Source organism: Streptomyces sp. NPDC088116, assembly GCF_044741745.1.
Classification (GTDB): Bacteria; Actinomycetota; Actinomycetes; order Streptomycetales; family Streptomycetaceae; genus Streptomyces.
The window spans coordinates 901921-928102 of the sequence record NZ_JBIUTF010000002.1 but is presented as its reverse complement, the minus strand read 5'-3'; the positions used below and the strand labels follow the sequence as shown (position 1 = coordinate 928102).

The following is a 26182-nucleotide window of genomic DNA, read 5'->3' as shown; positions in this document are numbered from 1 at the left end:
GGCGCAGTGCCTCGGAAACGTGCTGCCCCTCGGGAACGTGCTGTGCCTCGGAAACCTCAGGACGTCTGTTCCGTACGGACCCCGGCGATGGAGCCGCGTACGACGAGCACAGCGGTGGAGCCGCGTACGACACCGTGTGGGCGAGGCCCGGACGGGAAGACAGTGCCGCCGCCTCCCACGCCCGCGCCCGTGTCCTCCGGCAGGAGGGTCGTCAGACCGTCCACCACGCCGTAGTGTCGGCGGGCAGTACGGCCTCCGCGCCGTCGGTCGTCATCGGCGCGCTCGCCAGCAGCAGCGCGCCGCGCGCCGGGATCCGTACCGCCCTGCCCGTCGTGTTGACCGTGCAGACGAAGCCGGGCCGGGCGAACACCAGCACCCCCTCGGGCGCGTCCAGCCACTCCACCGCGCTGCCCGCGCCCAGCCCCGGGTGCTCCGCGCGCACCCTCAGCGCCGTCCGGTACAGCTCCAGGGTGGAGCCGGGGTCGCCGGTCTGCGCCTCGACGCTCAGTGCGCCCCAGCTGTCCGGCTGCGGAAGCCAGCTGCCGCCGCTGCCGAAACCGTACGAACTCCCCTCCCGCGCCCAGGGGATGGGCACCCGGCACCCGTCGCGGAAGCCGTCCTGGCCGTCCGCGCGGAAGTACGACGGGTCCTGCCTGGCCTCGTCGGGCAGGTCGGTGACGTCGGGCAGGCCGAGTTCCTCGCCCTGGTAGATGTACGCGGAGCCTGGCAGCGCCAGCATCAGCAGCGTCGCCGCGCGGGCCCGTCGCAGCCCGAGTTCCCGGTCTCCGGCCTCCCGGGTCTGAGTGCCGCAGCCGGGCGGCCCCGCGAACCGGGTGGCGTGCCGGGTCACGTCGTGGTTGGACAGCACCCAGGTGGCGGGGGCGCCGACGGGGCGCATCGCGGCCAGCGAGACCTCGATGACCTCGCGCAGTGCCGGGCCGTCCCACGAAGTGCTCAGGTACTGGAAGTTGAAGGCCTGGTGCAGTTCGTCGGGGCGTACGTAGTGTGCCGTGCGCTCGACGGTCGGGGTCCAGGCCTCGGCGACGGCGATCCGGTCCCCCGGGTACTCGTCGAGGATCGTCCGCCACTGCCGGTAGATCTCGTGCACACCGTCCTGGTCGAAGAACGGTGTGGCACCGTCGCCACCACCGAGCAGCCTGACCTGTCCCGCCGGGCCGAGGTCGGGCAGTCCCGGCGCCTTGACCAGGCCGTGCGCGACATCGACGCGGAAGCCGTCCACGCCCATGTCCAGCCAGAAGCGCAGGATCGAGCGGAACTCGTCGGCGACGGCCGGGTGGTCCCAGTTGAAGTCGGGCTGCTCGGGGGCGAAGAGATGCAGATACCAGTCGCCGGGGGTGCCGTCCGGGTCGGTGGTCCTGGTCCAGGCGGGGCCGCCGAAGATGGACTCCCAGTCGTTGGGCGGGAGTTCGCCGTCGGCGCCCTTTCCGGGAAGGAAGTGGTAGCGCTCGCGCAGCGCGGATCCCGGGCCTTCGCGCAGCGCCCGCTTGAACCACTCGTGTTCCTCGGACGAGTGGTTGGGCACCAGGTCCACGATGATGCGCAGGCCGAGTTCGTGGGCGTCACGGATCAGCGCGTCGGCGTCCAGGAGCGTGCCGAACATCGGGTCGATGGCGCGGTAGTCGGCCACGTCGTAGCCCGCGTCGGCCTGCGGGGAGGCGTAGAACGGGCTGAGCCAGACGGCGTCGACGCCCAGATCCCTGAGGTACGGGAGCCGGCGCCGTACTCCGTCGAGATCGCCCATTCCGTCGCCGTCGCCGTCGGCGAAACTGCGCGGATAGACCTGGTAGATCACCGCGTCCTGCCACCAGCCCGTACGGGGGTGGCCCGGGGCGTCGTCGGACGTGCCGGTGAGAGGGGCAGCGAGGTGCTGGGTCATGTCGTCCCTGGAGTGTCTGGGTGCGGGAAGCGGAGCCGGGCCCGGTGGGTCCTGGGCTCCGCCGTCGTCATCGGCGTGATCGTCGCCGTGGTTCTCGGCGTGGTCGTCGCCGTGGTCATCGGCGTCGTACGAACTCGGTGGTACGGGCAAGAGCCGTTCAGCCTTTAGGGGTTCTGGTGGAATGGGAGGACTATCCCTTGACGGCACCGGCGGACATGCCGGTGACCAGATGGCGCTGGGCGAAGAGGAACACGAGCGCGGCGGGGACGGCGATGAGCACGGACGCGGCGGTCATCGGGCCCCACTGGGCGCCGTACTGGTTGACGAATTTCTGGAGCCCGCCGGCGAGCGTGAGGTTCTCGTCGCCGACCATGAAGGCGGAGGCGTAGGCGACTTCGCCCCAGGCGGTGATGAACGAGTAGAACGCGGTCACCGCGAGCCCCGGCTTGGCGAGCGGCAGGATCAGCCGGAAGAAGGTGCCGAACGGTGTCAGCCCGTCCACCATGCCGGACTCGTCGATCTCCCGGGGGATGGTGTCGAAGAAGCCCTTCATCATCCAGGCGCAGAACGGCACGGCGATCGTGAGGTACGTGATCACCAGCCCGGCGGACCGGTTGAGCAGCCCGAGGCCCGCCATGATGTTGTAGATCGGCACGATGAGGACGGCGACCGGGAACATCTGGGTGATGAGCAGCGTCCACATCAGCCCGCGTTTTCCGGGGAAGCGGAAGCGGCTGACGGCATAGCCGGTGGTGGCGGCCACGAACACCCCGAGCAGGGTGGTGAGGCCCGCGATGAGCAGCGAGTTGCCGAACCAGGTGAGGAACGGGGTGTCGCGCAGGAGGTTGGTGTAGTTCTCGAACGTGGTGTCTTTGAAGAAGTCCGTGGTGGTCGCGTAGCTCGCCGGCTTGAGCGAGGTCAGGAAGACCCACAGCACCGGGAAGACCGCGATCAGGGACGCGACGACGAGCGTGCTGTGCAGCGCGACGGAGGCGAGTGGTGAACGGCGGCCACGGCGTGGGGTGTTGACCGTGGGCCGGCCTGTGGTGATGTCGGTGGCGGCGGCCGTGTCGGGACCGGCGGTGGTGGCGGTCACCACGTACCTCCTTGCTGGGTGGTCACCACGTGTCTCCCTGCTGGCGGAGGACACGCCGGTAGACGGCGGCGAAGAGCATGAGGAGGACGAGAATCAGCACGCCCCAGGTGGAGGACTGCGCGAAGTCGCGCGGGCTGATCTCGAAGGAGAACTTGTACGCCTGGGTGACCAGGATCTGGGTGGCCTCGCCGGGCCCGCCACGGGTCAGCAGGAAGATCACCGGGAACATGTTGAACGTCCAGATGGTGGAAAGCAGGATCACGGTCGTACTGACCGGGCGCAGCCCCGGCATGGTGATGTGGCGGAACCGCTGCCAGGCGCCCGCGCCGTCCATCTCGGCCGCCTCGTACATCTCGCCCGGGATGGACTGGAGTCCGCCGAGCAGCGCGACCATCATGAAGGGCACACCGAGCCAGATGTTGACGGCGATGACCGAGAATTTCGCCCAGGTCGGGTCGTTGAGCCAGGGCACGGCGTCGATGCCGCCGCCCGCCAGCAGCTTGTTGAGGAAGCCGCGGTCCTCGTTGTAGAGGAAGCGCCAGGCGAAGACGGACACGAAGCCCGGTACGGCCCAGGGCAGGATCAGCAGCATCCGGTAGAAGGAGCGGCCTGCGATACGGCGGTTGAGGATGTTCGCCAGGGCCAGCCCCAGCCCGAAGGTCACACTGACGCAGAGAGCCGTCCACACCAGCGTCCAGCCGAGCGTCGACAGGAACTGACCACCCGTCAGTGCTTCGGTGTAGTTGTCGAGTCCGACGAACTCGTAGGTGGCGGGCAGGTGGTTGACGCCGATGCTGCGCTCGACGTTGCGCTCGTTGGCGTCGGTGAGCGAGAGGTAGACGCCGCGGACCAGCGGGTAGCCGATGATCACGCCGATCACGGCCACCACCGGGGCGACCATGGTCCAGGCGTACCAGTGGGTCGCCAGGCCCCGCCGGAGCCGTTCGGACGCGCGGAGCGGGCCCGGCGGACCGCCGCTCGCCCTGCCCGTTGCTTTGCCAGTGCTGCGGCCCTGGTCACGGGCGAGGTCGTCGCCCGTGACCGACGCCCCCGACTGGCCGGTGTGCACAGCCATCAGCCGCCCCGCCTTTCCGTTGGTTCCGTTACTTCTGCCGGTTCCGCTACGTCCGCTACTTCCAGCCCTTGAGCAGCTTGCGGTACGAGTCGCCGGTCCCCTTGACGCCCTTCTCCGGGGTGGTCTGGCCGGTCAGCACCTTGGTGTACTCGGTCACCAGCGGCGCGAACAGGCTGCCGGTCTCCGGGATCCAGGGCCGCTCGATGGCCTTGTCGACCACGGGCTTGAAGAAGCCGACGATCTCGTTGTCCGCGACGCCCGGCATGGCGTAGACGGAGGTGCGGGTCGGGAGCAGGCTCAACTCCTTGGCGGCGGTGGCCTGGCTCTCGGCGGACGTCATGTACTCGGTGAACGCGTAGGAGGCGTCGAGGTTCTTGGAGCCCGCGTACACCGCGAGGTTGTGACCGCCCTGCGGCGCGCCCTGCTCGACGGACCCGGCCGGTACGGGCGCGATGCCCAGGTTGGCCTTGTCGTTCTTGAACTGCGCTCCGGTGTACGTGTCGGCGACGGCCCACGGACCGTTGATCATCATCGCGACCTTGCCGTCCCGGAACGACGACTGCATGTTCTCCCAGCCGTCGGTGGCGTCGGTCTTGGCGGCACCGGAGTCGACCAGGTCCTTGACCACGGTCATGGCCTTGACTCCGGCCGCGTTGTCGACGGTGACGGTCTTGCTCCGAGCGTCGACCAGGTTGCCGCCCTCGCCATACAGGAACGACAGGAACCAGTAGGCGTCGTCACCGCGCAGATACAGGCCGGTCTTCCCGGTCTTGTCCTTGATCTTCTTCGATACGGTCTTCAACTCGCCCACGGTCTTGGGTACTTCGACGCCCGCGTCCTTGAAGATCTTCTTGTTGTAGAAGATGCCCATGGAGTCGATGACCTGCGGCACGGCATACGTCTTGTCGTTGTACTCGGTCGAGGCGGCGGCCTGCCCCAGGAAGTCCTTCTCGTTCTTGAGCGCGGGGGTGCCGTCCAGTGGCGCGAGGTAGCCGAGATCAGCGAATTCGGGGGTCCAGGCGACCTCGGAGCGGATCACGTCGGGGGCGCCGGAGCCGGACTGCGCGGCGTTCTTGAACTTGTTCTGGGCCTCGCCGAAGGGCACGTTCACATAGCTGACCCTGACCTTCGGGTGCTTCTTCGTGAAGCCCTCGGCGAGCTTCTTGAAGACCTTGTCCTCGCTGCCGACGGTCGAGGTGTCCCACCACGTGACCGTGCCGGACAGCTCGCCGCCCGCGCTCTTGCCGTTGCCCGACTCGCCGTCACTGCCGCAGGCGGTCGCCGCGAGGGCCAGGGTCGCGGCCAGGGCGGTGGCCGTTATGCCACGTCGCATCCGAACTCCTTCAACTGCCGTACCGCTCCGTCGCGGCGCCGGGTCGGACGTGAAAGTAACAGCGATGCAAGAAGGCCGAAAGACCTTGCGGAAGATTTCCGCAAGGAAGGTGGATCGTTACCGGCACGTGTCCCGCCGATTACGGTTCACACTCCAGCCGTACGACCAAGCCGGCCTCCAAGTTGACGCCGAGGCCGATGTCCTGGGCCGGACAGCGCGATCGACGCCGTACGCAACCCGGGAGCAAGACGAGCAGGAAGGTTTCGCAAGATATTGCAAGAGCTTGCGCCGGACCGGTCCCCCGCGCGGTGTGCAATCCGACAGACGCCCGGTACAGTCCACTCCCATGACCGCACGGCTTGCCGATATCGCAACCCAGGCGGGGGTCAGCGAAGCGACGGTCAGCCGCGTTCTGAACGGCAAACCGGGGGTTGCGACGACCACCCGCGAGTCCGTACTCGCCGCGCTCGACGTCCTCGGCTACGAACGCCCCGTACGGCTCCGCCGCCGCAGCGCCGGACTGGTCGGCCTGATCACCCCGGAGCTGGACAACCCCATCTTCCCGGCCCTGGCCCAGGTCATCGGCCAGGCGCTGACCCGGCAGGGCTACACCCCCGTACTGGCGACGCAGACCCCCGGCGGATCGACGGAGGACGAGCTGACGGAGATGCTCGTCGAACGGGACGTCTCCGGGATCATCTTCGTCTCCGGCCTGCACGCGGACACGTCCGCCGACATGCGGCGGTACGAGAAACTGCGCGCCCAGGGCGTGCCGTTCGTACTGGTGGACGGCTTCTCGCCGAAGGTCCAGGCACCCTTCATCTCGCCCGACGACCGTGCGGCGATGCGGCTCGCGGTGACCCATCTGGTCTCACTGGGCCACCAGCGGATCGGCCTGGCCGTCGGCCCCAAGCGCTTCGTCCCGGTGCTCCGCAAGATCGAGGGCTTCCGTGCCACGGTGACGGAGCTGCTGGGCCTGCCTCCGGAGGAGACCGAGGAACTGATCCAGCAGTCCCTGTTCACCCTGGAGGGCGGCCAGGCCGCCGCCTCCGCGCTGATAAAACACGGCTGTACGGCGGTGGTGTGCGCGAGCGACATGATGGCGCTCGGCGCGATCAGGGCCGCGCGCCGAGCGGGCCTGGAGGTACCGCGCGACCTGTCGGTGGTCGGCTTCGACGACTCCCCCCTCATAGCGTTCACGGACCCGCCCCTGACGACGATCCGCAAGCCGGTGCCGTCGATGGGCCAGGCGGCGGTCCGCACGCTCCTGGAGGAAATCGGCGGCACACCGGCGCCGCACAGCGAGTTCGTCTTCATGCCGGAGCTGGTGGTACGCGGTTCAACCGCTTCGGGCCCGCCCCCGGGTCCGACGCCCGGCACAACCCCCTGACCGCCCTTCGTACCCCCACGAATATGAGGGTCGCGGAGTACTCCCTGAGGCGTAGCGAATGCGGTCCGAACCCGTCGCTGGGATGATCGGCCAGGAGACGGAAATCTGGCAGACTCTCGCACTATGGGTGAATCTACCGTGAAGATGCAGGCAGGCCGATCGGCGGCCACCCCGTCACCCTTCACCGACGAGGCGGCCATGGGGACGGATGCGCACACGGAGGAACGCGGGGACGCGCACGTAGACACGGATACGGCTGCGGATACGACCGCGGTTACGGCTGCCGGGCCCACCGACGCGAAGGACACCGTCGGGGCCACGGCCGAGACACTCACCGAGCCCGCCCACCCCATCGTGGACACCCCCACCCGGCTGAGCAGACTCCAGTCCCTCAGATCACCGCGCCGCCCGCGTATCTGGTTCGAGATCCTGCTGATCGCGGTGAGCTACTGGACGTACTCCCTCATCCGCAACGCGGTCCCGGAGCAGAAGACCAAAGCCCTGGAGAACGCCGACTGGATCTGGCGGATGGAACACCATCTGGGCATCGCGGTCGAGCAGTCCGTCAACCACGCGCTGAATTCGGTGACATGGCTGATCGTGGGCATGAACTACTACTACGCGACGCTGCACTTCATCGTCACGATCGGCGTCCTGATCTGGCTCTTCCGCCGCCACCCCGGCCGCTACGCCGCCGCGCGTCTGGTGCTCTTCGCGACCACGGCGGTGGCCCTGGTCGGCTACTACTTCTACCCCCTGGCACCGCCGCGCCTGATGACCGGGGAGCACTTCATCGACACGGTGGTCCATCACCAGACCTGGGGCTCGATGGCCTCGGGCAACCTCAAGAGCATGTCGAACCAGTACGCGGCCATGCCGTCGATGCACATCGGCTGGTCGCTCTGGTGCGGCCTGATCATCTTCGCGCTGGCCAAGGCCCCTTGGGCAAAGATCCTCGGCCTGCTCTACCCAGCGCTCACCCTGCTGGTCATCGTCGCCACCGCGAACCACTTCTGGCTGGACGCGGTGGGCGGCATGATCTGCCTGGCCTTCGGCTTCGCGGTCTCGTACGCCTGGTACGGATCCCTGCCCCACCGCTTGCCGCGCCGGATCGAACGCCCGGAACCGACCGCCCGAGTTGGCGCCTGTCCCGCATCCGACAAGGGCTGCTCTCGTTGAACCCTCCATGAAAAAGATGATGACCGTCATGTCATTCGTAGTGACCTTCAGTGCTGTGGCCGCGGGAACAGCAGTCGCGGACGGCAACGGGACCGCACAGGGACTCACGCTCGTCAGCATCGGGCAGATCGACGATCCGATGGAAGACGTGCTGGAACACGCCGCGGTCTTCGGAGGCTCGGACATCCAGAACTAGACAGACGCGGTGTTCCCCGCGCGGGCGGGGGGCTCGTGTACGGGAATGCCCGTGAGACGGGAAATCGGGTTCTCCAGGTGCACGCGGGGGGGATGATCCGACCGCAGGACGAACGGTAATGCCGACCCGCCCGCCGCTGGCCGACAGCGGCGAGCGGGGGAGGTCAGCGACGCGGTTCGACGAGTACGAGCCCCAGGCTGTCGGCGGGGTGCTCGGCCAGGGGGACGAGGCGGCGCGAGGCGCGACACGGCCCGCAGGCATGTACGGCCCGCCCGGGTCCGCTGGCCGAGTGGACGACGCCGACGACGGTGAGAGCGTCCTGGACGTGGCCGCAGTAGTCGCACAGGGGCGCCCGGTTGGGGGCGGCGGGCCGGATGCCGTTCACGGCCGGGCCCTCCGTTCCACTTCGCGCAGCCGGGCGCCGACGGTGCAGGTGGAGGGTGCGGCGGTGGTGGCCGTGGCGCACGCGGTGCACTCCTCGGCGTGCTCCAGGACCGCGATGTAAGCCGCCGAGTGCTCCCGCCCTTCGCACCGTTCGCGGCCGGTGTGCAGCAGTTCGGCCACCGCCGCCGGCGAGCACAGCCGGTTGATCCGCTCGACGGCGACGGCCCAGTAGGGATCGACCGGCGCGGGCTCCGTACGGTCCACTCTGGGGACGCCGAGCCATCCGCCCCGGCCACGCACGGCGGCACACGGGGACATCCAGATCTCGCACGTCCCAGCGGGTACCAGCGCGTAATACCAGGCGCCCGGGTGGCACACCACGGGGCCGTCGAGCACCTCGGCCAGGGCACGAGCGACCTCGACCGGGACGGTGCTTCGGACGGCGGCGTGCACCAGTTGCACGGGCATGCGCACGGCGTCATACAGGATGCCGGTCCGAAGGATGGCCGGGCGGCCGTCCGCCCAGTCCTGCTCGGCGATGTCGGGATGGCGGGTGGTGGACGTCAGCCACCGCGAGATCGCGGTGTCGGTCCCGGATGCGGACTGCGTCATCGTCGGCTCCATGTGACGGTGTGTACGGCTCCCGTCACATGGTTCCGACCTGGCGGGCCCCGTGGTGTTCCCGTCCCGGGAACAGTCGGGGTGGTGCGCTGTGCTACATGCCCACCCAGGCGGCCATGGAGGACAGGGAATCAGAGGCCCGGCGCTGGCGCCGGACGAGCGTGCCGATCGTCTCGCGCATCAGCGGGTGATAGCGGGCCTGTTGCGGGGCTACCTCACGGGCCCGGCGCAGCGATCGATACGACGCGTCGGAACGCCCCATCTGCGCGTATGCCCGGCCCATCTCCATGTAGTAGCGGCCCAGTCGCATCTTCGGATGCCCGGCGGGAAAACGCAGTTGCCCGGCCTCCTTCACCGCCTCCCCCAGTTTTCCGAGCTCCACCCGCGTCGCGACCTCGTAGTGCTGGACGTTCGTCTTGCCGAAGGACGTCCAGTACGCGGTGGGCACATCCCGGCCGATCTCGTCGGCCGCCCTCCTGGCAAGCCCGAGGTAGCCGGTGACCTGGTCCCCGTTCCGAGCCTGCGCTGCCGCGATCGCGGAGGCCAGATGGAGGCTGCCGGAAACGGCGAGTTCCTCCACCGGCCGCCGTCCATCGGACTGTTCGACCAATGCGTGCCCGCGCTCGATGATCCGCAGCGACATCCGGTTGTCGCCTCGGCGAAGGAGCATGCTGCTGCGTTTGGTCAGGCGGACGGCGAGGAGGAGCGGGTCCTGCGCCTGCTCAGCCATCCAGCCCATGCGCTCCAGCGCGAGCGCCGCGAGGTGGTGGTAGCCGAGCCGGTAGGCGAATTCGTACGAGACCCAGTAGGCCCAGGCGAGGGATTCGCTGGCACGTCGCCGCTCTTCACCGCTGAGCAGGGCGACCGCGGTGGTCAGTTCACCTACCAGGCCGGGCAGTTCAGTGCCGACCCCCTTGTACTCCGTCGCGCACGACCTCGCGCACAGAGCCTTCACGTCGGCCGCGATCTGCTCGGTCGCACGCGGCCTGACGTCCGGGTCGGGGCCCAGGTCGTGCAGATCGAGCGCCTCGGACAGCGGACTGATGAGCCGGTCGAGATGGTCCTGCCGCATCTCGGAGATATAGGGCTGGCCGTAGAGCACGGCGGTGTCGACCTGGAGGGCGCGGGCGAGCGCGGCAACGACGGTGGGGGTGGCGGGCGAGAGGCCGGCCTCCACCTTGGCGACGGTGCTGCGGGCGAGGAAGGCACGCTGTGCCAGGGCCGTCTGTGTCATCTGCCGGATCTTGCGGTAGTCCGCGATCCGTACGCCGGTGTGCTCTTGAGGGCTCTGCGGCATGCTGAACTCTCCGTTCTGCGGTGACACCCAGCACGGTACGCCCGGTCGGCTCCGGGTTGCATCGCCTCGTCCCCCGCTCACCGGGGGCCGGGGCGTTTCACATGCCGGGGCGTCTACGCCACGGTCGGGGTGATCGAACTGAAGGACGAACAGATCGAGTTCGAAGAACCTCGCAGGCCGAGCAGCAGGCCGGGGCGGCTCGTGTACGGAAATGCCCGCGAGACGGGAAATGGGGTTCACCTCGCGCACGGAGGCCCGGTAGTACGACCAGTCCCTACGCGGAAAGGTGACCGACCGGGGCGGTAGTGCCCCGCTCTCCACGAGTGAACAGCGGCGAGCGGGAGTCGAGGTCAGCGGCGGGGCCTCACAAGTACCAGCCCCGGGCTGTCGGCCGGGTGCTCGGCCAGGGGGACGAGGCGGCGCGAGGCGCAGCAGGACCGGCAGGCATGTACGGCCCGCCCGGGTCCGCTGGCCGAGTGGACGACGCCGACGACGGTGAGAGCGTCCTGGACGTGGCCGCAGTAGTCGCACAGGGGCGCCCGGTTGGGGGCGGCGGGCCGGATGCCGTTCACGGCCGGGCCCTCCGTTCCACTTCGCGCAGCCGGGCGCCGACGGTGCAGGTGGAGGGTGCGGCGGTGGTGGCCGTGGCGCACGCGGTGCACTCCTCGGCGTGCTCCAGGACCGCGATGTAAGCCGCCGAGTGCTCCCGCCCTTCGCACCGTTCGCGGCCGGTGTGCAGCAGTTCGGCCACCGCCGCCGGCGAGCACAGCCGGTTGATCCGCTCGACGGCGACGGCCCAGTAGGGATCGACCGGCGCGGGCTCCGTACGGTCCACTCTGGGGACGCCGAGCCATCCGCCCCGGCCACGCACGGCGGCACACGGGGACATCCAGATCTCGCACGTCCCAGCGGGTACCAGCGCGTAATACCAGGCGCCCGGGTGGCACACCACGGGGCCGTCGAGCACCTCGGCCAGGGCACGAGCGACCTCGTCCGGGGCGGTTACAGGATGCCCGTCCGCAGGATGGCCGGGCGGCCGTCCGCCCAGTCCTGTTCGGCGATGTCGGGATGGCGGGTGGTGGACGTCAGCCAGCGGGAGATCGCTGCTGCCTCGGCCCCGGGGGCGGTGTGCGTCATACTCGGCTCCATGTGACGGTGTGTACTGCTCCCGTCACATGGTTCCGACCGGGCGCCAGTTGAAGTACCCCAGATTGGGGTACTTTTGACGCTTGGTCAGCTTGACTACTCCAGACCGAACCACGTATTGAGTGCGCGCAGCTCCTCTGTCGTCCTTCGGTACTTCATCATCAGCAGGAGCGCGGCGTCCCGCGCCATCGGCTTGTACCTCGTCACCTGCGGCGCGGCCTGCCTGGCATGCTGGAGGTGCGCGAGGGCCGCTTCCCGTCGGTCGGCAGCGATATGCACTCTGGCGACGTTGATGTGATACGCGCTCACCCGGGTCGGCGGCACCGTGCCCGGCAGCGTCCTGTTCCTGCCGATGACCTTGTCGGCCTCCGACACCTGCTGGAGTTCGAGCCGGGCCTGGATCTCATGGATCGCGAGATTGCCCTTGCCGAACACGACGCTGTGATGCCGTTGGTCTGCGGCACGCGGCAACTGGTCCAGCAGGGTCCGTGCCTCTTCCAGGTGGTGCTCCGTGGCTGCCATGTCGTGTTTCCTGGACGCCAAGGTGACTTCCCTCAGCCGCATGCCACCGAGAATCGTCAGGCTCTCTGCGCCTCGCCCTCTCCCCTCGTCGGCCAGCCGCTCACGCGCGGCTTCCAGCACGTGCAGACCGGCGCCGTACTCGTGCGCGGACTTGAACGTCTCGACCCTCTTGTACTCGGCGAGCGCAACGAGCACGGGATCCCCGGTGAGACCAGCGGCCCACCGCAGACGCTCCTCCACCTGCCCGCGCAGGTCCGGGTACCCGAGCCGGTAGGTGAGCGTATGGGCGAGGTCGTAGGCGAGCGAGAGCAACCGCGCGGCCTGCCGCCGTTCCTTGCCCGTGCGGAGGTGCACGGACGCGGTCAGCTCTTCGAGCAGCGCGGGCAGCGCCTCGCCGAGGCGGGTGAGACGGCCGCGTACACGATGCTCGGTCACGGCCTGTAGATCGTCGCGAAGTGCGGACAGGGGGCGGGGCTGGGTGAACCAGTCGGCGGGCAGGTCCCAATGCCGCAGAGCCGCCCGCACGTTGGCGATGGGGGCATGTACCTGTTCGTCCTGAGGGAGGTCCCGGTAGGGCTGGCCCGTCAGGTCTTCGACGGTCACGTGCAAGACGCGTGCGACACCGGCAAGGACGCTGGGAGTCGGCTGGCGTTCCCCACGTTCGACCTTGCGGATCGTGCCGAGGGAGAGGTGTGAATGCTCGGCAAGCTGCCGCTGCGTATATCCGGCCAGCTTTCGGCGGGACGCGATGCGGGCTCCGATGTGGATGTCGGTGGGCTCGGGCATGCTGGGGCCTCCGTTCGGACCTGGACACTCGGAACGGTACGCCCGGTCGGCTCTGGGCAGCATCGCCTCGTCCCTCGCTCACCGGGGAGGCCGTAGTCCGGGTCGACTTGCCGTCCGGTCGCCGTAACCGAACTGAATGACGACGATCCCGGCCCCTGGACGTACCGGGCCCTTCTGAGAGGATCCGGACATGCAGATGACGTCCGGCCCGACCGACTACCAGGAACTCCTCCACACAGCGATGGCCGCGGCGGAAAGAACCGCAGGCCAGGGACGTGTCGCCGACTACATACCGGCGCTCGCCACGGCGGATCCGAACGCGTTCGGCATGGCCCTGGCGACGGTCGACGGTGATCTGTACGGCGTCGGCGACTGGGAACAGTCGTTCTCCATCCAGAGCGTGTCCAAGCTCTTCAGCCTCGCGCTGGTCCTCACGCACCGCGAGCACCAGCTCTGGCGCGGGGTGGGGCGCGAGCCGTCCGGCAATCCCTTCAATTCGCTGGTCCAGCTGGAGAAGGAGAACGGCATCCCGCGCAACCCGTTCATCAACGCGGGCGCGCTCGTGGTCACCGACCGGCTTCAGAGCCTGACCGGTGACGCCGCCGGGGCCGTGCGCGACTTCCTGCGTCAGGAGTCCGGCAATCCGCTGCTCGACACCGACCCGGTGGTGGCCGCCTCGGAGGCCGAGCATGGTCACCGCAACGCTGCGCTGGCCCACTTCATCGCCAGCCACGGCAATCTGGAGAACCCGGTCGAGACCGTCCTGGACCGGTACTACGCGCAGTGCTCCATCGCCGCCAGCTGCCGCGATCTCGCCCTGGCCGGGCGCTTCCTGGCCCGGCACGGGCTGCGCGCCGACGGGTCCCGGCTGATGCCGGGCAGCGATGCCAAGAGGATCAACGCGGTCCTGCTCACCTGCGGGGCCTACGACGCGGCGGGCGAGTTCGCCTTCCGGGTCGGGCTGCCCGGCAAGAGCGGGGTGGGCGGCGGCATCGTGGCCATCCTGCCCGGACGCGCCGCGCTGTGCGCGTGGGGCCCGAGCCTCGACAAGGTCGGGAACTCCGTCGCGGCGGTCGCCGCGCTGGACGCGTTCACCACGGCCTCCGGCTGGTCGGTGTTCTGACCGTTGTGACCGTTGTGACCGCACATCGTCCCCGTGTGCGCGGGGACGATCCCTGACGCCCCGTCACACCGCCCCGTAGAACAGCTCCTCCATCACCGCCCGCGCCCTCCGCGTCGTCCGCCGGTAGTCGTCCAGCATGTCGCCCACGTGGCCCGGCCCGTAGCCCAAGTAGCGTCCCATCGCGCCCAGTTCGCGCCCGTCCGACGGGAAGGTGTCGCCGGGCCGGCCCCGTACCAGCATCGCGCCGTTGCGGACCCGGGTCGCCAGGACCCAGGCCTCGTCCAGGATCTGGGCGTCCTCCGTGGAGATCAGGCCCGCCGACCGGGCCGCCGCCAGGGCCCTGCGGGTACTGGGGGTGCGCAGGCCCGGTTCGGCCCAGCCGTGCCGCATCTGGAACAGCTGGACCGTCCACTCTACGTCGGAGAGGCCGCCGCGGCCCAGCTTGGTGTGGAGGGTCGGGTCGGCGCCACGTGGCAGGCGTTCCGTTTCCATGCGGGCCTTGAGGCGGCGGATTTCCCGTACCGCGTCCTCGCCCAGGCCCTCGGCCGGATACCGCAGCGGGTCGATCAGGTCGATGAAGCGCCGGCCCAGGTCCGCGTCGCCCGCCATCGGGATCGCGCGCAGCAGTGCCTGGCTCTCCCAGACCAGCGACCAGCGCCGGTAGTACGCCGCGTAGGAGGCGAGTGTGCGTACCACCGGGCCGCTCTTGCCCTCCGGCCGCAGGTCCGCGTCGATCATCAACGGCGGCTCCGAGGTGGGGACTTGGAGGAGCCGCCGCATCTCGGCGACCACCTCGTTCGCGGCGCGCGCCGCCTCCTGGTCGGTGACGCCGTCGCGTGGCTCGTGGACGAAGAGCACATCCGCGTCGGAGCCGTAACCCAGCTCGTGGCCGCCGAACCTGCCCATGCCGATGACCACGAACCTGGTCGGCAGTGTGTCGCCCCACCGCTCGCCCACGACGGCCCGCAGGGCTCCGGCGAGCGTCGCGGCGTTCAGGTCGGTGAGGGCGTTCCCGACGCGGTCGACGAGCGCCCCGGGGTCCCCCTCGGCGGGGCTCTCCTCCGTACCGTACGAACCGATCAGGTCCGCCGCCGTCGTACGGAACAGCTCCCGCCTGCGTACCCCGCGCGCCACGGCGACCGCGCCCGTCGCGGTGTCCGCGCGACCGACGGCCGCGAGGATCTCCTGTTCCAGGTGGTCGCGGCCGCGCGGGGCGAGTCCGCCCGGGTCGCCGAGGATCGAGACGGCCTCGGGGGCGCGCAACAGCAGGTCGGGGGCGAACCGCCCGGCCGACAGCACGCGCGCCAGGTTCTCGGCCGCCGCGCCCTCGTCGCGCAGCAGCCGTAGGTACCACGGCGTCTTGCCGAGCGCGTCGGACACCTTGCGGAAGCCGAGCAGCCCGGCGTCGGGGTCGGCCGAGTCGGCGAACCAGCCGAGGAGCACCGGCAGCAGTGTCCGCTGGATCGCCGCCTTGCGGCTCACCCCGGACGACAGCGCCTCCAGATGCCGCAACGCGGCTGCCGGGTCGGCGTATCCGAGTGCTTCGAGCCGCTGCTTGGCCGCCTTCGGGCTGAGCCGGATCTCGCCGGGGGCGAGTTGCGCGACCGCGTCGAGCAGCGGCCGGTAGAAGAGCTTCTCGTGCAGCCGCCGGACCACCGAGGCGTGGCGCCTCCAGGCCCTGTTCAGCTCGGCGACCGGGTCGCCTCGCAGCCCGAGCGAGCGGCCCAGGCGGCGCAGGTCGGCCTCGTCCTCCGGTACCAGATGGGTGCGCCGCAGCCGGAAGAGCTGGATACGGTGTTCCATCGCGCGCAGGAAGCGGTACGACTCGTCCAGCTGTTTGGCGTCCGTCCGGCCCACATAGCCGCCCGCCGCGAGGGCTTTCAGGGCTTCGAGGGTGGAGCTGCCGCGCAGCGAGGCGTCGCTGCGGCCGTGCACCAACTGGAGGAGCTGTACGGCGAATTCGACGTCCCGCAGCCCGCCGGGGCCGAGCTTCAGCTCACGCTCGACCTGCCCCGGGGGGATGTTGTCGACGACCCGGCGGCGCATCTTCTGTACGTCGGGGACAAAGTGTTCGCGTTCGGCGACCTGCCATACGAGCGGTGAGACGGCTTCGATGTACTCGGCGCCGAGCGCCGGGTCCCCGGCCACCGCGCGGGCCTTGAGCAGGGCCTGGAACTCCCAGGTCTTGGCCCAGCGTTGGTAGTACGCGAGATGGCTGCTCAGGGTCCGGACGAGCGGTCCGTTGCGCCCTTCGGGGCGAAGGTTCGCGTCGACGGGCCAGATGCTGCCCTCTATGGTCGTCTCGGAGCAGATCCGCATGAGATGCGACGCGAGGCGGGTCGCGGCCTGGATGGCCTTGCCTTCGCCGCCGTTGTTTCCTCCATTGCCGCCGGCTCCCACGCCACCGGGTGCGTCCGCGGCTTCTCCGACGAAGATCACGTCCACGTCCGAGACATAGTTCAGCTCGTGGCCGCCGCACTTGCCCATCGCGATCACCGCGAGCCGGCACGCCGCGGCGTCCTCGGGCGCCGCGGCCTTGGCGATCGCGAGGGCCGCGCGCAGGGTCGCGGTCGCCAGGTCGGCCAGCTCGGCGGCGGTCTGGGCGAGGTCGGCCGTACCGCAGACATCCCTGGCCGCGATGGTCAGCAGGCAGCGGCGGTAGGCGATCCGCAGCGAGACCGGATCGTCGGCGTCGGCCAGCCCCTCCTCGAACTCCTCCACCCCCGGGTGCAGATCGGACAGCTCGTACGTGACCAGGGCATGCCAGTCCTTGGGGTGCCTGGCCAGATGATCGCCGAGCGCCTCGGACGCGCCGAGCACGCCGAGCAGCCGGTCCCGCAGCGGCTTCGCCGTGACCAGGGTGTCCAGCAGGATCATCCGCTCGTCGGGGTCCTGCGACTCCACGAGGCGGACCAGACCGCGCAGGGCGAGATCCGGATCGGCGGTCGCTCCGAGCGCGTCGAGCAACAGCGAGTCGGACCGTACGGCCGCCAGTTCGGGGGCGTCGAGCAGCCGCTCGGCGGCGGACGGGTCGGTGAAGCCGTGCCGCAGCAGCCGGATGTGCGTACTGCTCCTGCGTCCCGACACCGTCATCTGGCCGTCTCCTGTCCGCGTCCCCGACCGGCCGGAAGCCCAGCCGACACCCACTCGATCATGCCCAGGATTCGAGCGTAGCCCCAGGCGGCGGTATCGACTGGCCCGAAGTCGTGGCCCGGTTCACCGCATACCGATGTCGTGGGCCCGTAGACCATCGGCAGACGACCGGACGTAGCGCCGCTCACGAGACTGGGGAACGCGTACGGGGGACGAAGCGGGACGCCATCCGGCGGGCCCTACCCGGACGTGCGCACAGGCACAGACATGCACACAGGCACACCAGTACGGGTGTGAAAAGGGAGGCACAGTGCGGGGCGAGGGGATCAGCCGGGCGCGGTTTCTGGCCAGGGCCGCGGCCGTCGGGGTCGCGGGGGCCACAGGGACGCTGCACGCCCATTCGGTCTCGGTCTTCGGTGACGGCATCGACCGGATCCGGGCCGACGGGACGCCCTCCCCCGCCGGCCCACGCGACAAGGATCCGGGCCGGCGGTACGAAGCCCCGCCGGCCCGGATCACGTACTGCCGCGCCCTTACAGCACCGGGAGGTTCTTCTTCAGCTCGAAGGCCGTGACCTCGCTGCGGTACTCCTCCCACTCCTGCTTCTTGTTGCGGAGGAAGAAGTCGAAGACATGCTCGCCCAGCGTCTCGGCGACCAGTTCGCTGCGCTCCATCAGGGCGATCGCCTCGCCCAGGTTCTGCGGGAGCGGCTCGATGCCCATCGCGCGGCGCTCCGCGTCGGAGAGGGCCCAGACGTCGTCGTCGGCGCCGGCCGGGAGTTCGTACCCCTCCTCCACGCCCTTGAGGCCCGCGGCGAGCAGCACCGCGTACGTCAGGTAGGGGTTGGCGCCGGAGTCGATCGAGCGGACCTCGACCCGGGCGGAGCCGGTCTTGCCGGGCTTGTACATCGGGACGCGGATCAGCGCCGAGCGGTTGTTGTGACCCCAGCAGATGTACGAGGGTGCCTCGCCGCCCGAGCCGGCGATACGGGTCGAGCCGCCCCAGATGCGCTTGTACGAGTTGACCCACTGGTTGGTGACGGCCGCGATCTCGGCCGCGTGCTTCAGCAGACCGGCGATGAAGGAGCGCCCCACCTTGGAGAGCTGGTACTCGGCGCCCGACTCGTAGAAGGCGTTGCGGTCTCCCTCGAAGAGGGAGAGGTGGGTGTGCATGCCCGAGCCCGGGTACTCGGAGAACGGCTTCGGCATGAAGGTCGCCTGTACGCCCTGCTCCAGCGCGACCTGCTTCATGACCAGGCGGAACGTCATGATGTTGTCGGCGGTGGAGAGCGCGTCCGCGTACCGGAGGTCGATCTCCTGCTGGCCGGGGGCGCCCTCGTGGTGGCTGAACTCCACCGAGATGCCCATGGACTCCAGCATCGTGATCGCCTGGCGCCGGAAGTCCATGCCGACGTTCTGCGGGGTGTGATCGAAGTAACCCGAGCTGTCGGCGGGGGTCGGGCGGGTGCCGTCGACCGGCTTGTCCTTCAGCAGGAAGAACTCGATCTCGGGGTGGGTGTAGAAGGTGAAGCCGAGGTCCGAGGTCTTGGCGAGGATCCGCTTCAGGACATAGCGCGGGTCCGCGAAGGACGGCGAGCCGTCGGGCATCAGGATGTCGCAGAACATCCGGGCCGTGCCGGGTGCCTCCGCGCGCCAGGGCAGGATCTGGAAGGTCGCCGGGTCGGGCTTGGCGATCATGTCCGACTCGTAGACCCGGGCGAAGCCCTCGATCGCGGAGCCGTCGAAACCCATGCCCTCGTCGAAGGCCTGTTCCAGCTCCGCGGGGGCGACGGCGACCGACTTCAGGAAGCCGAGCACGTCGGTGAACCAGAGGCGCACGAAGCGAATGTCGCGCTCCTCGAGCGTGCGGAGCACGAATTCCTGCTGCTTATCCATTTCCACCCATCCTTGCTGGTCAGGCCACCTGCTCCCGTGCCGCGGGGCATGTTGCGGCATCCGAGCATCCCACCACACGATTTCCGGCGCGTTGCGAACCCCCGTACAACGCTCCGCGTCATGTGTGTGTACGGGCTCACTGCCCATAGTGCCTGGAGTACCCGTATTTCCGCTGCCCAGGTCACCGGCGACCGCAATCCCCGGTGCTGAAGATCGTTTCAGGCTCCGGCCAGCCTACGGCGTCACGGGCGGCGGCGTGCCCGGCGGCCTGTCCGCACCAGGGGGCCGGGAGGCCGCGGGCGCCCTCGCGCGCGGTCAGCGGGTGCCGTGGCGGGCGTGGGTGTCCGACCAGCCCAGGGGGTACGGCTCCGAGTCGTCCCCCGGATGCGCGGGCTCCCCGCCCGCCTCGGTGAACGCGGTCAGCGCGCTGACCAGGGCGGAACGCTGATCGGGGGTGAGCCGCTCGACGATCGCGGAGATCTCGCGGTGGCGGACGGCGCTGACCTCGTCGACCAGCGTCCGGCCGTCGGCGGTCAGCCGCAGCATCGTCTCGCGGCGGTTGTCGGGGTTGCTCTGCCTGCTCGCCAGGCCCGCGGCGATCAGCCGGTCCAGCATGCGCATGGCGGTCGAGGGATTCACACCGAGCCGCTCGGCGAGCTCCACCAGCTTGGCGTCACCGTGGGTGGCGAGGACGGCCAGGAGCCGGAACTGCGGCAGGGTGACCCGTTCCGCCACGGCCGCGAGGGAGCGGGCGGACACGTCTACCAGCAGCCGCGAGGCGGTCAGTACGGCGTGGGTCACGGCATCGACGCCGGCCGGGCCCTTCGGGGTCGAAGGCGGCGTGGCCGGGCTCGGACTTCGACTCGGACTCGGCGGTACGGGTGGGTGCGGCGGCTCTGTCTGCTCGGCCATGCCTCTTTGTACCGCTCCGATGACCGATTCATGCCGTATCGGTAACCACGCACAGACCGGATCCGATCGTTGAACCGGCTCCTCACTGCTGCGACCGGGGGTGTACGCATTACGATTTGCGCCCATGGGGGGACCGCGGCCCAGTCATATACGCATCACGCGTCCCACGGCGCTGCTGAACGCCGTGGCGACGCTGTTCGCCGCGCTCTTCATCTGTCTGACACCGGGCGCCGCCGATCCGGCCGGGGCTCATCACCGTGACGCCTCCCCGCAAAGCGCACGGGCCACGTCGACGGCGACTCACGACGTACCGGTCCCGGCCGAGGCCCGCTACACCTGTCCGTACGAGAGGGACAACTGCGGGCTCTTCCCGCACCACAGCCCGGCCGTGCTGACCGTACCGCCGCCGACCGCCGCGCTCGCCGCCGATGTACCGCTTGCGCACCTCGAACCGCCGTACCCCACCGGCCAGGTGCCCCGCTCCGGAACGCTCGCCCGCGCGCCGGACCTCCACGTCCTTCAAGTACTGCGGACGTAGGGCCTTCACCCGCACCGGGTTCCCGAATATCCCGACCGACCCCGCAGTTATCGCAGAAGGACACATACTCATGGCTTCCAAGACCCAGTCCGCCGAGCGCAAGGCCCGAATAGAGGAGATGCGCCGCGCCGAGCGGGCTCGCGAGCGGCGCAGTCGCATCATCACGATCTCGGCGAGCGCCCTGGTGGTCGCGGCCCTCATCGGCTCCGGCGTCTACCTCCTCAACAAGGAGTCCGACAAGAAAGAGGCCCGGGAGGCGGCGGCCAAGGCGCCCGTCAAGGACGAGAAGTCCTGGGACGCGAAGAAGCTGGGCCGCAACCACGTCACCGAGACGGTCTCGTACCCGATGACACCGCCCGTGGGCGGCGACCACAACCAGGTCTGGATGAACTGCGACGGGGATGTCTACAAGGAAGAGATCCCGAAGGTGAACGCGGTGCACTCGCTGGAGCACGGCGCGGTCTGGGTCACGTACAACGACAAGGCCGACGACGCCGATGTGAAGGCGCTCGGCGAGAAGGTCGGGAAGACCACGTACTCGCTGATGAGCCCGTTGAAGGAGCAGAAGGGCGCGCTCATGCTGAGCGCGTGGGGCAAGCAGATCACCGTGGACAGCGCCACCGACCCGCGCGTGGACCAGTTCTTCACGAAGTACGTGCAGGGCTCGCAGACCCCCGAGCCGGGCGCCGCCTGCACGGGCGGAATGGGCACGCAGTGAGCGCGGCGGGCGAGCCCGAAGGGCCCTCCGTCGGGTCGCGCCGGGTGACGCGCACGCAGTGGGCGGCGATCACGGCGGTGGTGCTGGCGCTGCTCTTCACCGGTACGACGGCGGTGATCGCCGCCGGGCGGGACGACGACTCGGGCGTGCCGCGTACCCCGTCGCCGGACTCGGCGGACGCGGGCTTCGCCCGTGACATGTCGGTCCACCACCAGCAGGCGGTCGAGATGTCCTTCATCGTGCGGGACAGCACGGACGACGACGAGGTGCGCCGACTGGCGTACGACATCGCCAACACCCAGGCGAACCAGCGCGGAATGATGCTGGGCTGGCTGGACATGTGGGGGCTGCCGAAGGTGGAGTCGGGCCGGGAGCCGATGGCCTGGATGGCGGCGGACGGCGCGGGCATGGACCACGGCTCGATGGACGGCATGGAGATGGATCACGGGAAGCCGGGGCACGAGGCCCACGACGGTTCCCTGATGCCGGGCATGGCCACGAAGACGGAGCTGGACCGGCTGCGCGAGGCCCGTGGCAAGCAGGCCGAGATCCTGTACCTCCAGCTGATGACCGACCACCACAAGGGCGGTGTCTCGATGGCGCGGGGCTGCGTCCAGAGGTGCGCGGTCTCCACGGAGAAGGACCTCGCCGAGGGCATGGTCGCGGCGCAGCAGTCGGAGCTGGGCCTGATGGCGGACCTGCTGAAGGCCCGGGGCGCGAAGCCGCGCACCGGCTGAGACCCGCGGCTTGTGGGGCACGGCCGCCGGTCCCTGGTACGTACGTACGCGGGGACCGGCGGCCTGGTCCCGGCGCCTGCGGTCGCGTCACCCGAACGGGTGCACGATGATGGGTTCAGCTCGGGGTGGCCCGCACCGCACCGCAGGCCGGCGCGGTGCATCGCGCTCAGGAGGCATGATCCCCATGACCACGGCCAAAGGCACGATCACCGCGAAAGACATCATGCATCGCGGGGCCCAGTGGCTCCCCGCGCACGAGACCCTCGACCGCGCCGCCCAGCTGATGCGCGAACTGGATGTGGGCGCGCTTCCCATCGCGGACTCGGCCGAGCGGCTGACCGGCATACTCACCGACCGCGACATCGTCGTCGGCTGTGTCGCGATGGGCCATGACCCGGCGCAGACCACGGCGGGCGAGATGACACACGGCACACCCCGCTGGATCGACTCGGGCGCGGACGTGGACGAGGTGTTGCGGGAGATGAAGAGCCACCGGATCCGCCGGCTCCCGGTGATCGAGGACAGGCGGCTCGTCGGGATGATCAGCGAGTCCGATCTGGCACACCACGTCTCCGAGGCGCAGATCGCGGAGTGGGCCGAAGAGGTCTACGCGCAGATCTGATCCGGGCATGGCCGCCGTGTGCGCGGGGGCGGCGGCGTGGGGCACGGAGGGCAGCCTCCCGGTCGCCTCCCGCGGCCGCCGTGCCGAGTGGGCCGCCCCACACGTCCGCCCGAAGACATCGCGTCAGTCAGACGATTACACTGGGCCCGTGCCTCAACTACGCCTCGCTCTGAATCAGATCGACTCGACCGTCGGCGATCTCGCCGCGAACGCCGAGGCGATCGTGCACTGGACCCGGCACGCCGCCGAGCAGGGAGCGCATGTCGTCGCGTTCCCCGAGATGGTGCTGACCGGTTACCCCGTCGAGGACCTCGCGCTGCGGTCGTCCTTCGTCGAGGCGTCCCGGGCCGCCGTGCGCGCGCTCGCGGTACGGCTCGACGAGGAGGGCTTCGGGGAGCTGCCCGTCATCGTCGGCTACCTCGACCGTTCCGAGAGCGCCCAGCCCCGGTACGGCCAGCCCGCCGGCGCCCCGCGCAACGCCGCCGCCGTACTGCACCGCGGCGCGGTCGCGCTGAACTTCGCCAAGCACCATCTGCCCAACTACGGCGTCTTCGACGAGTTCCGGTACTTCGTGCCGGGCGACACCATGCCCGTGGTCCGTATCCACGGCATCGACGTCGCGCTCGCGATCTGCGAGGACCTCTGGCAGGAGGGCGGGCGCGTCCCGGCCGCCCGGTCCGCCGGGGCCGGGCTGCTGATCTCCGTCAACGCCTCGCCGTACGAGCGGGAGAAGGACGACACTCGCCTCGACCTGGTGCGCAAGCGCGCCCAGGAGGCCGGCTGCACCACCGCGTATCTGGCGATGATCGGCGGCCAGGACGAGCTGGTCTTCGACGGTGACTCGATCGTGGTCGACAGGAGCGGTGAAGTCATCGCGCGCGCACCCCAGTTCGCGGAGGGCTGTGTGGTCCTGGACCTCGACCTGCCGGCCGCGGCGGCCGAGCCCGCCTCGGGGGTCGTGGACGACGGGCTGCGCATCGACCATGTCGTTCTCTCCGAGGAGCCCCTCCCCGCCTACGAGCCCGAGCTGGCCGGCGGCTACGCCGACCGTCTGGAGGACGACGAGGAGGTCTACTCGGCGCTGGTCGTGGGCCTGCGCGCGTACGCCGCGAAGAACGGCTTCCGGTCCGTCCTGATCGGGCTCTCCGGCGGCATCGACTCCGCGCTCGTCGCCGCCATCGCCTGCGACGCGCTCGGCGCGCAGAACGTGTACGGCGTCTCCATGCCGTCCAAGTACTCCTCCGACCACTCCAGGGGCGACGCGGCCGAGCTGGCCCGCCGTACGGGGCTCAACTTCCGTACGCACGCGATCGAGCCGATGTTCGACGCGTACATGGAGTCGCTCGGGCTGACCGGACTCGCGGAGGAGAACCTCCAGTCCCGGCTGCGCGGCACGATGTTGATGGCCCTCTCCAACCAGGAGGGCCATATCGTGCTGGCGCCGGGCAACAAGTCCGAGCTGGCGGTGGGGTATTCGACGCTGTACGGCGACTCCGTCGGCGCGTACGGACCGATCAAGGACGTCTACAAGACCGCGGTCTTCCGGCTCGCCCGGTGGCGCAACCGAGCCGCCGAGGAGCGCGGCCAGACCCCGCCGATCCCGGAGGCGTCCATCTCCAAGCCGCCGAGCGCCGAGCTGCGGCCCGACCAGCTGGACACGGACTCGCTGCCGGACTACGACGTACTGGACCGGATCCTGGAGCTGTACGTCGACCGCGACCAGGGCAAGGACGCGATCGTCGCGGCGGGCTTCGACGACGAGACGGTCACGAGGACACTGCGGATGGTGGACACGGCGGAGTACAAGCGGCGCCAGTACCCGCCGGGCACCAAGATCTCCGCGAAGGGCTTCGGCAAGGACCGGCGGCTGCCGATCACGAACCGCTGGCGCGAGACGCCTTCGCACGGCTAGGGACTTCGTTTGGATCTGGCCGGATCAGGGAGCGGGGTCTGGTGCCGTGGATCGCGAGGCGGAGGAGTGAGGCGTCGTGGAGCGTCGTGGAGCGTCGTGGAGCGTCGTGGAGTGACGTGGAGTGACGTGGAGTGACGACAACGCGGCGAGGCGCGGTGCCAGGGCACGCGAGCCCGGCAAGATCCAAACGAGAGGCCCTAAGCGCGACCGGAACGCCGCCGGAGCGCGGTCCTGTCCGCCCGGCGGCGGCTGTGGCGCTGACGTACGGCGTACGTACATCAGCACGTATGACGTACGAACGTCAGCGCGTACGACGTACGAACGTCAGCGCCCCCGTCAGTGCACCCGCTCCGGCTCCGTCGCCTCGGCCGCCGTGCCGCCCGCGGCCGAGGCGACGATACGGGACTCTCCCGGCGTACGGTCGCGGTCCAGCAGTCCGGCCGTCACCGCGATCGCCAGGCCGACGACCGCGAGCACCGCGCCGACCAGGGCCGGGGACATCCAGCCCCAGCCCGAGGCGATCGCCACGCCGCCGGCCCAGGCGCCACCCGCGTTGGCGAGGTTGAACGCCGAGTGGTTCGAGGCGGAGGCGAGCGTGGGGGCGTCCTTGGCCTTGCGCATCACGAGCATCTGGAGCGGGGTGGTCGTCATGAACCCGACCGCGCCCAGCACCACGACCGTCGCAAGCGCCGCCCACTGCACATGCACGGTGAAGCGGAAGGCGACCAGCACCAGGGCGAGGGCGCCGAGCGAGGTGTACAGCGTGGGCCGCAGCGCCCGGTCGGTCAGTGGACCGGCCGCCAACGCGCCCAGGGTCATGCCGATGCCGAAGAGCGCGAGGACGAGCGTCACGGAGGATTCGCCGAAGCCCATGACCTCGGTGGTGATCGAGGCCAGGTACGAGTAGACGGCGAAGACCCCGGCGAAGCCGAAGACTGCGGTCGCGAGTCCCAGCAGCACCTGACGGTTGCCGAGGGCGCGCACTTCGCGGCCCACGCTCTGGTGCGCGTCGACGGGTACGTACGGAACGAGCCGGGCGAGCGCCGCCAGCGCGACCACACCGATCAGCGTGACGACCAGGAAGGTCGCGCGCCAGCCGAGGTGCTGGCCGAGCAGGGTGGCCGCGGGAACACCGACGATGTTCGCGACGGTCAGGCCGAGGAACATGGTCGCGACGGCCCGCGCCTGGCGCCCCTCGCTCACCAGCCGGGCGGCGACGACCGCGCCGACGCCGAAGAACGCGCCGTGCGGGAGGCCCGCGAGGACCCGGCCGGCCATCAGCCAGCCGAAGCCGGGAGCGAGCGCGGAGGCGAGGTTGCCGACGATGAAGAGCCCCATCAGCAGCACGAGCATCCGCTTGCGCGGTATGCGGGAGCCGACGGTGGTGAGCAGCGGGGCGCCGATGACGACGCCGATCGCGTACGCCGACACGAGGTAGCCGGCGGTGGGCACGGACGTTCCCAGATCGTCCGCGACATTGGGCAGCAGGCCCATCATCACAAACTCGGTAGTACCGATGCCGAAGGCGCTCACAGCAAGCGCGAGCAGGGCCAGGGGCATGAAGAAAAACCTTTCCACAGTGAGGCTCGGGTGCACGTACCTCTTCAGACCGACCGGTCTTAAGTACCTCTGCGGAACAAAGTCTCTCAGCCCAGGTATTCCGGAAGATGAACTCCGGATTGCGACTGACGTGTCGAACACATCACACCC

The 26182-nt window shown here is 69.8% G+C and carries 25 protein-coding genes; 9 read left to right on the top strand and 16 right to left on the bottom strand.

The features are described from left to right. Window positions 1-56: 56 nt before the first annotated feature. The 5 genes from ACIOJD_RS10415 to ACIOJD_RS10395 form a co-directional block, all read right to left on the bottom strand. The gene (locus ACIOJD_RS10415; protein ID WP_401910664.1) at window positions 57-224 is read right to left on the bottom strand and encodes a hypothetical protein; all 168 of its coding nucleotides are present in this window, start codon (window positions 222-224) and stop codon (window positions 57-59) included. After that, a complete protein-coding gene (locus ACIOJD_RS10410; protein ID WP_401911711.1) occupies window positions 212-1897 on the bottom strand; it encodes an alpha-amylase family glycosyl hydrolase in 1686 nt (561 codons plus the stop codon). Before ACIOJD_RS10410 ends, ACIOJD_RS10415 begins: the two co-directional genes overlap by 13 nt. A gap of 190 nt (window positions 1898-2087) precedes the next feature. After that, complete coding sequence (locus tag ACIOJD_RS10405) at window positions 2088-2948, bottom strand: sugar ABC transporter permease (RefSeq protein WP_401911708.1); 861 nt, start codon at window positions 2946-2948, stop codon at window positions 2088-2090. Window positions 2949-3015: 67 nt separating this feature from the next. Further along, on the bottom strand, window positions 3016-4068 hold the full coding sequence (locus ACIOJD_RS10400; protein ID WP_401910661.1) for a carbohydrate ABC transporter permease: 1053 nt from the start codon (window positions 4066-4068) through the stop codon (window positions 3016-3018). Window positions 4069-4123: 55 nt separating this feature from the next. Next, window positions 4124-5401: an extracellular solute-binding protein gene (locus ACIOJD_RS10395; protein WP_401910658.1), complete on the bottom strand. Its 1278-nt coding sequence runs from the start codon at window positions 5399-5401 to the stop codon at window positions 4124-4126. 346 nt (window positions 5402-5747) lie between these two features. Between ACIOJD_RS10395 and ACIOJD_RS10390 the strand changes: the two genes are divergently transcribed. From ACIOJD_RS10390 to ACIOJD_RS10380, 3 genes are all read left to right on the top strand, one after another. Next, a complete protein-coding gene (locus ACIOJD_RS10390) occupies window positions 5748-6791 on the top strand; it encodes a LacI family DNA-binding transcriptional regulator (protein ID WP_401910656.1) in 1044 nt (347 codons plus the stop codon). A gap of 123 nt (window positions 6792-6914) precedes the next feature. Beyond that, on the top strand, window positions 6915-7970 hold the full coding sequence (locus tag ACIOJD_RS10385) for a phosphatase PAP2 family protein (protein ID WP_401910653.1): 1056 nt from the start codon (window positions 6915-6917) through the stop codon (window positions 7968-7970). A gap of 28 nt (window positions 7971-7998) precedes the next feature. Beyond that, window positions 7999-8166, top strand: coding sequence for a hypothetical protein (locus tag ACIOJD_RS10380; RefSeq protein ID WP_401910651.1), 168 nt, complete (start codon window positions 7999-8001; stop codon window positions 8164-8166). A gap of 163 nt (window positions 8167-8329) precedes the next feature. Here the strand turns inward: ACIOJD_RS10380 and ACIOJD_RS10375 are convergent, their stop codons facing one another. The 7 genes from ACIOJD_RS10375 to ACIOJD_RS10345 form a co-directional block, all read right to left on the bottom strand. Next, complete coding sequence (locus tag ACIOJD_RS10375) at window positions 8330-8551, bottom strand: hypothetical protein (RefSeq protein WP_401910649.1); 222 nt, start codon at window positions 8549-8551, stop codon at window positions 8330-8332. After that, window positions 8548-9162 carry a hypothetical protein gene (locus ACIOJD_RS10370; RefSeq protein ID WP_401910648.1) on the bottom strand — a complete coding sequence of 205 codons (615 nt, stop codon included), beginning with the start codon at window positions 9160-9162 and terminating at the stop codon, window positions 8548-8550. The genes ACIOJD_RS10375 and ACIOJD_RS10370 overlap by 4 nt, the downstream gene beginning before the upstream one ends. 103 nt (window positions 9163-9265) lie before the next feature. Further along, window positions 9266-10468 (bottom strand): helix-turn-helix domain-containing protein, encoded by a 1203-nt coding sequence (locus ACIOJD_RS10365; RefSeq protein WP_401910646.1) that lies wholly within the window; start codon window positions 10466-10468, stop codon window positions 9266-9268. Window positions 10469-10818: 350 nt separating this feature from the next. Next, a complete protein-coding gene (locus tag ACIOJD_RS10360; protein WP_401910643.1) occupies window positions 10819-11040 on the bottom strand; it encodes a hypothetical protein in 222 nt (73 codons plus the stop codon). After that, window positions 11037-11435: a hypothetical protein gene (locus ACIOJD_RS10355; RefSeq protein WP_401910641.1), complete on the bottom strand. Its 399-nt coding sequence runs from the start codon at window positions 11433-11435 to the stop codon at window positions 11037-11039. The genes ACIOJD_RS10360 and ACIOJD_RS10355 overlap by 4 nt, the downstream gene beginning before the upstream one ends. Window positions 11436-11470: 35 nt before the next feature. After that, complete coding sequence (locus ACIOJD_RS10350; protein ID WP_401910640.1) at window positions 11471-11605, bottom strand: hypothetical protein; 135 nt, start codon at window positions 11603-11605, stop codon at window positions 11471-11473. 105 nt (window positions 11606-11710) lie between these two features. After that, a complete protein-coding gene (locus ACIOJD_RS10345; protein WP_401910637.1) occupies window positions 11711-12922 on the bottom strand; it encodes a helix-turn-helix domain-containing protein in 1212 nt (403 codons plus the stop codon). Between the two features lie 190 nt (window positions 12923-13112). Between ACIOJD_RS10345 and ACIOJD_RS10340 the strand changes: the two genes are divergently transcribed. Continuing rightward, window positions 13113-14045, top strand: a complete 933-nt coding sequence (locus ACIOJD_RS10340) for a glutaminase (protein WP_401910635.1) — start codon at window positions 13113-13115, stop codon at window positions 14043-14045. A gap of 63 nt (window positions 14046-14108) precedes the next feature. On the opposite strand, the gene ACIOJD_RS10335 is transcribed toward ACIOJD_RS10340, so the two are convergent. The 3 genes from ACIOJD_RS10335 to ACIOJD_RS10325 form a co-directional block, all read right to left on the bottom strand. Next, window positions 14109-17138 carry a bifunctional [glutamine synthetase] adenylyltransferase/[glutamine synthetase]-adenylyl-L-tyrosine phosphorylase gene (locus ACIOJD_RS10335; RefSeq protein ID WP_401910632.1) on the bottom strand — a complete coding sequence of 1010 codons (3030 nt, stop codon included), beginning with the start codon at window positions 17136-17138 and terminating at the stop codon, window positions 14109-14111. A 533-nt stretch (window positions 17139-17671) separates the two neighbouring features. Continuing rightward, complete coding sequence (locus ACIOJD_RS10330) at window positions 17672-19033, bottom strand: glutamine synthetase family protein (RefSeq protein ID WP_401881424.1); 1362 nt, start codon at window positions 19031-19033, stop codon at window positions 17672-17674. 315 nt (window positions 19034-19348) lie between these two features. Next, window positions 19349-19834 (bottom strand): MarR family winged helix-turn-helix transcriptional regulator, encoded by a 486-nt coding sequence (locus ACIOJD_RS10325; protein WP_401910629.1) that lies wholly within the window; start codon window positions 19832-19834, stop codon window positions 19349-19351. A 235-nt stretch (window positions 19835-20069) separates the two neighbouring features. Between ACIOJD_RS10325 and ACIOJD_RS10320 the strand changes: the two genes are divergently transcribed. The 5 genes from ACIOJD_RS10320 (at window position 20070) to ACIOJD_RS10300 (ending at window position 24472) form a co-directional block, all read left to right on the top strand. Then, entirely contained in the window at window positions 20070-20483 is a 414-nt protein-coding gene (locus tag ACIOJD_RS10320; RefSeq protein ID WP_401910627.1) for a hypothetical protein, read from the top strand. A 70-nt stretch (window positions 20484-20553) separates the two neighbouring features. Next, entirely contained in the window at window positions 20554-21201 is a 648-nt protein-coding gene (locus ACIOJD_RS10315) for a DUF3105 domain-containing protein (RefSeq protein ID WP_401910625.1), read from the top strand. Window positions 21202-21245: 44 nt separating this feature from the next. Then, window positions 21246-21938, top strand: a complete 693-nt coding sequence (locus tag ACIOJD_RS10310) for a DUF305 domain-containing protein (protein WP_401910622.1) — start codon at window positions 21246-21248, stop codon at window positions 21936-21938. A 184-nt stretch (window positions 21939-22122) separates the two neighbouring features. Then, window positions 22123-22560, top strand: coding sequence for a CBS domain-containing protein (locus tag ACIOJD_RS10305; protein ID WP_401910620.1), 438 nt, complete (start codon window positions 22123-22125; stop codon window positions 22558-22560). Window positions 22561-22708: 148 nt separating this feature from the next. Continuing rightward, on the top strand, window positions 22709-24472 hold the full coding sequence (locus ACIOJD_RS10300) for an NAD+ synthase (RefSeq protein WP_401910619.1): 1764 nt from the start codon (window positions 22709-22711) through the stop codon (window positions 24470-24472). Window positions 24473-24808: 336 nt separating this feature from the next. Here the strand turns inward: ACIOJD_RS10300 and ACIOJD_RS10295 are convergent, their stop codons facing one another. Continuing rightward, the gene (locus tag ACIOJD_RS10295) at window positions 24809-26032 is read right to left on the bottom strand and encodes an MFS transporter (RefSeq protein WP_401910618.1); all 1224 of its coding nucleotides are present in this window, start codon (window positions 26030-26032) and stop codon (window positions 24809-24811) included. Window positions 26033-26182 lie beyond the last annotated feature (150 nt).

What these genes read in the sequence shown, in the direction of transcription:
- ACIOJD_RS10330 (WP_401881424.1), bottom strand. Translation starts at nt 19,033, where the DNA reads ATGGATAAGCAGCAGGAATTCGTGCTCCGCACGCTCGAGGAGCGCGAC.
- ACIOJD_RS10370 (WP_401910648.1), bottom strand. Translation starts at nt 9,162, where the DNA reads ATGACGCAGTCCGCATCCGGGACCGACACCGCGATCTCGCGGTGGCTG.
- ACIOJD_RS10410 (WP_401911711.1), bottom strand. Translation starts at nt 1,897, where the DNA reads ATGACCCAGCACCTCGCTGCCCCTCTCACCGGCACGTCCGACGACGCC.
- ACIOJD_RS10380 (WP_401910651.1), top strand. Translation starts at nt 7,999, where the DNA reads ATGTCATTCGTAGTGACCTTCAGTGCTGTGGCCGCGGGAACAGCAGTC.
- ACIOJD_RS10390 (WP_401910656.1), top strand. Translation starts at nt 5,748, where the DNA reads ATGACCGCACGGCTTGCCGATATCGCAACCCAGGCGGGGGTCAGCGAA.
- ACIOJD_RS10350 (WP_401910640.1), bottom strand. Translation starts at nt 11,605, where the DNA reads ATGACGCACACCGCCCCCGGGGCCGAGGCAGCAGCGATCTCCCGCTGG.
- ACIOJD_RS10295 (WP_401910618.1), bottom strand. Translation starts at nt 26,032, where the DNA reads ATGCCCCTGGCCCTGCTCGCGCTTGCTGTGAGCGCCTTCGGCATCGGT.
- ACIOJD_RS10400 (WP_401910661.1), bottom strand. Translation starts at nt 4,068, where the DNA reads ATGGCTGTGCACACCGGCCAGTCGGGGGCGTCGGTCACGGGCGACGAC.
- ACIOJD_RS10335 (WP_401910632.1), bottom strand. Translation starts at nt 17,138, where the DNA reads ATGACGGTGTCGGGACGCAGGAGCAGTACGCACATCCGGCTGCTGCGG.
- ACIOJD_RS10385 (WP_401910653.1), top strand. Translation starts at nt 6,915, where the DNA reads ATGGGTGAATCTACCGTGAAGATGCAGGCAGGCCGATCGGCGGCCACC.
- ACIOJD_RS10315 (WP_401910625.1), top strand. Translation starts at nt 20,554, where the DNA reads ATGGCTTCCAAGACCCAGTCCGCCGAGCGCAAGGCCCGAATAGAGGAG.
- ACIOJD_RS10395 (WP_401910658.1), bottom strand. Translation starts at nt 5,401, where the DNA reads ATGCGACGTGGCATAACGGCCACCGCCCTGGCCGCGACCCTGGCCCTC.
- ACIOJD_RS10365 (WP_401910646.1), bottom strand. Translation starts at nt 10,468, where the DNA reads ATGCCGCAGAGCCCTCAAGAGCACACCGGCGTACGGATCGCGGACTAC.
- ACIOJD_RS10320 (WP_401910627.1), top strand. Translation starts at nt 20,070, where the DNA reads ATGGGGGGACCGCGGCCCAGTCATATACGCATCACGCGTCCCACGGCG.
- ACIOJD_RS10345 (WP_401910637.1), bottom strand. Translation starts at nt 12,922, where the DNA reads ATGCCCGAGCCCACCGACATCCACATCGGAGCCCGCATCGCGTCCCGC.
- ACIOJD_RS10340 (WP_401910635.1), top strand. Translation starts at nt 13,113, where the DNA reads ATGCAGATGACGTCCGGCCCGACCGACTACCAGGAACTCCTCCACACA.
- ACIOJD_RS10305 (WP_401910620.1), top strand. Translation starts at nt 22,123, where the DNA reads ATGACCACGGCCAAAGGCACGATCACCGCGAAAGACATCATGCATCGC.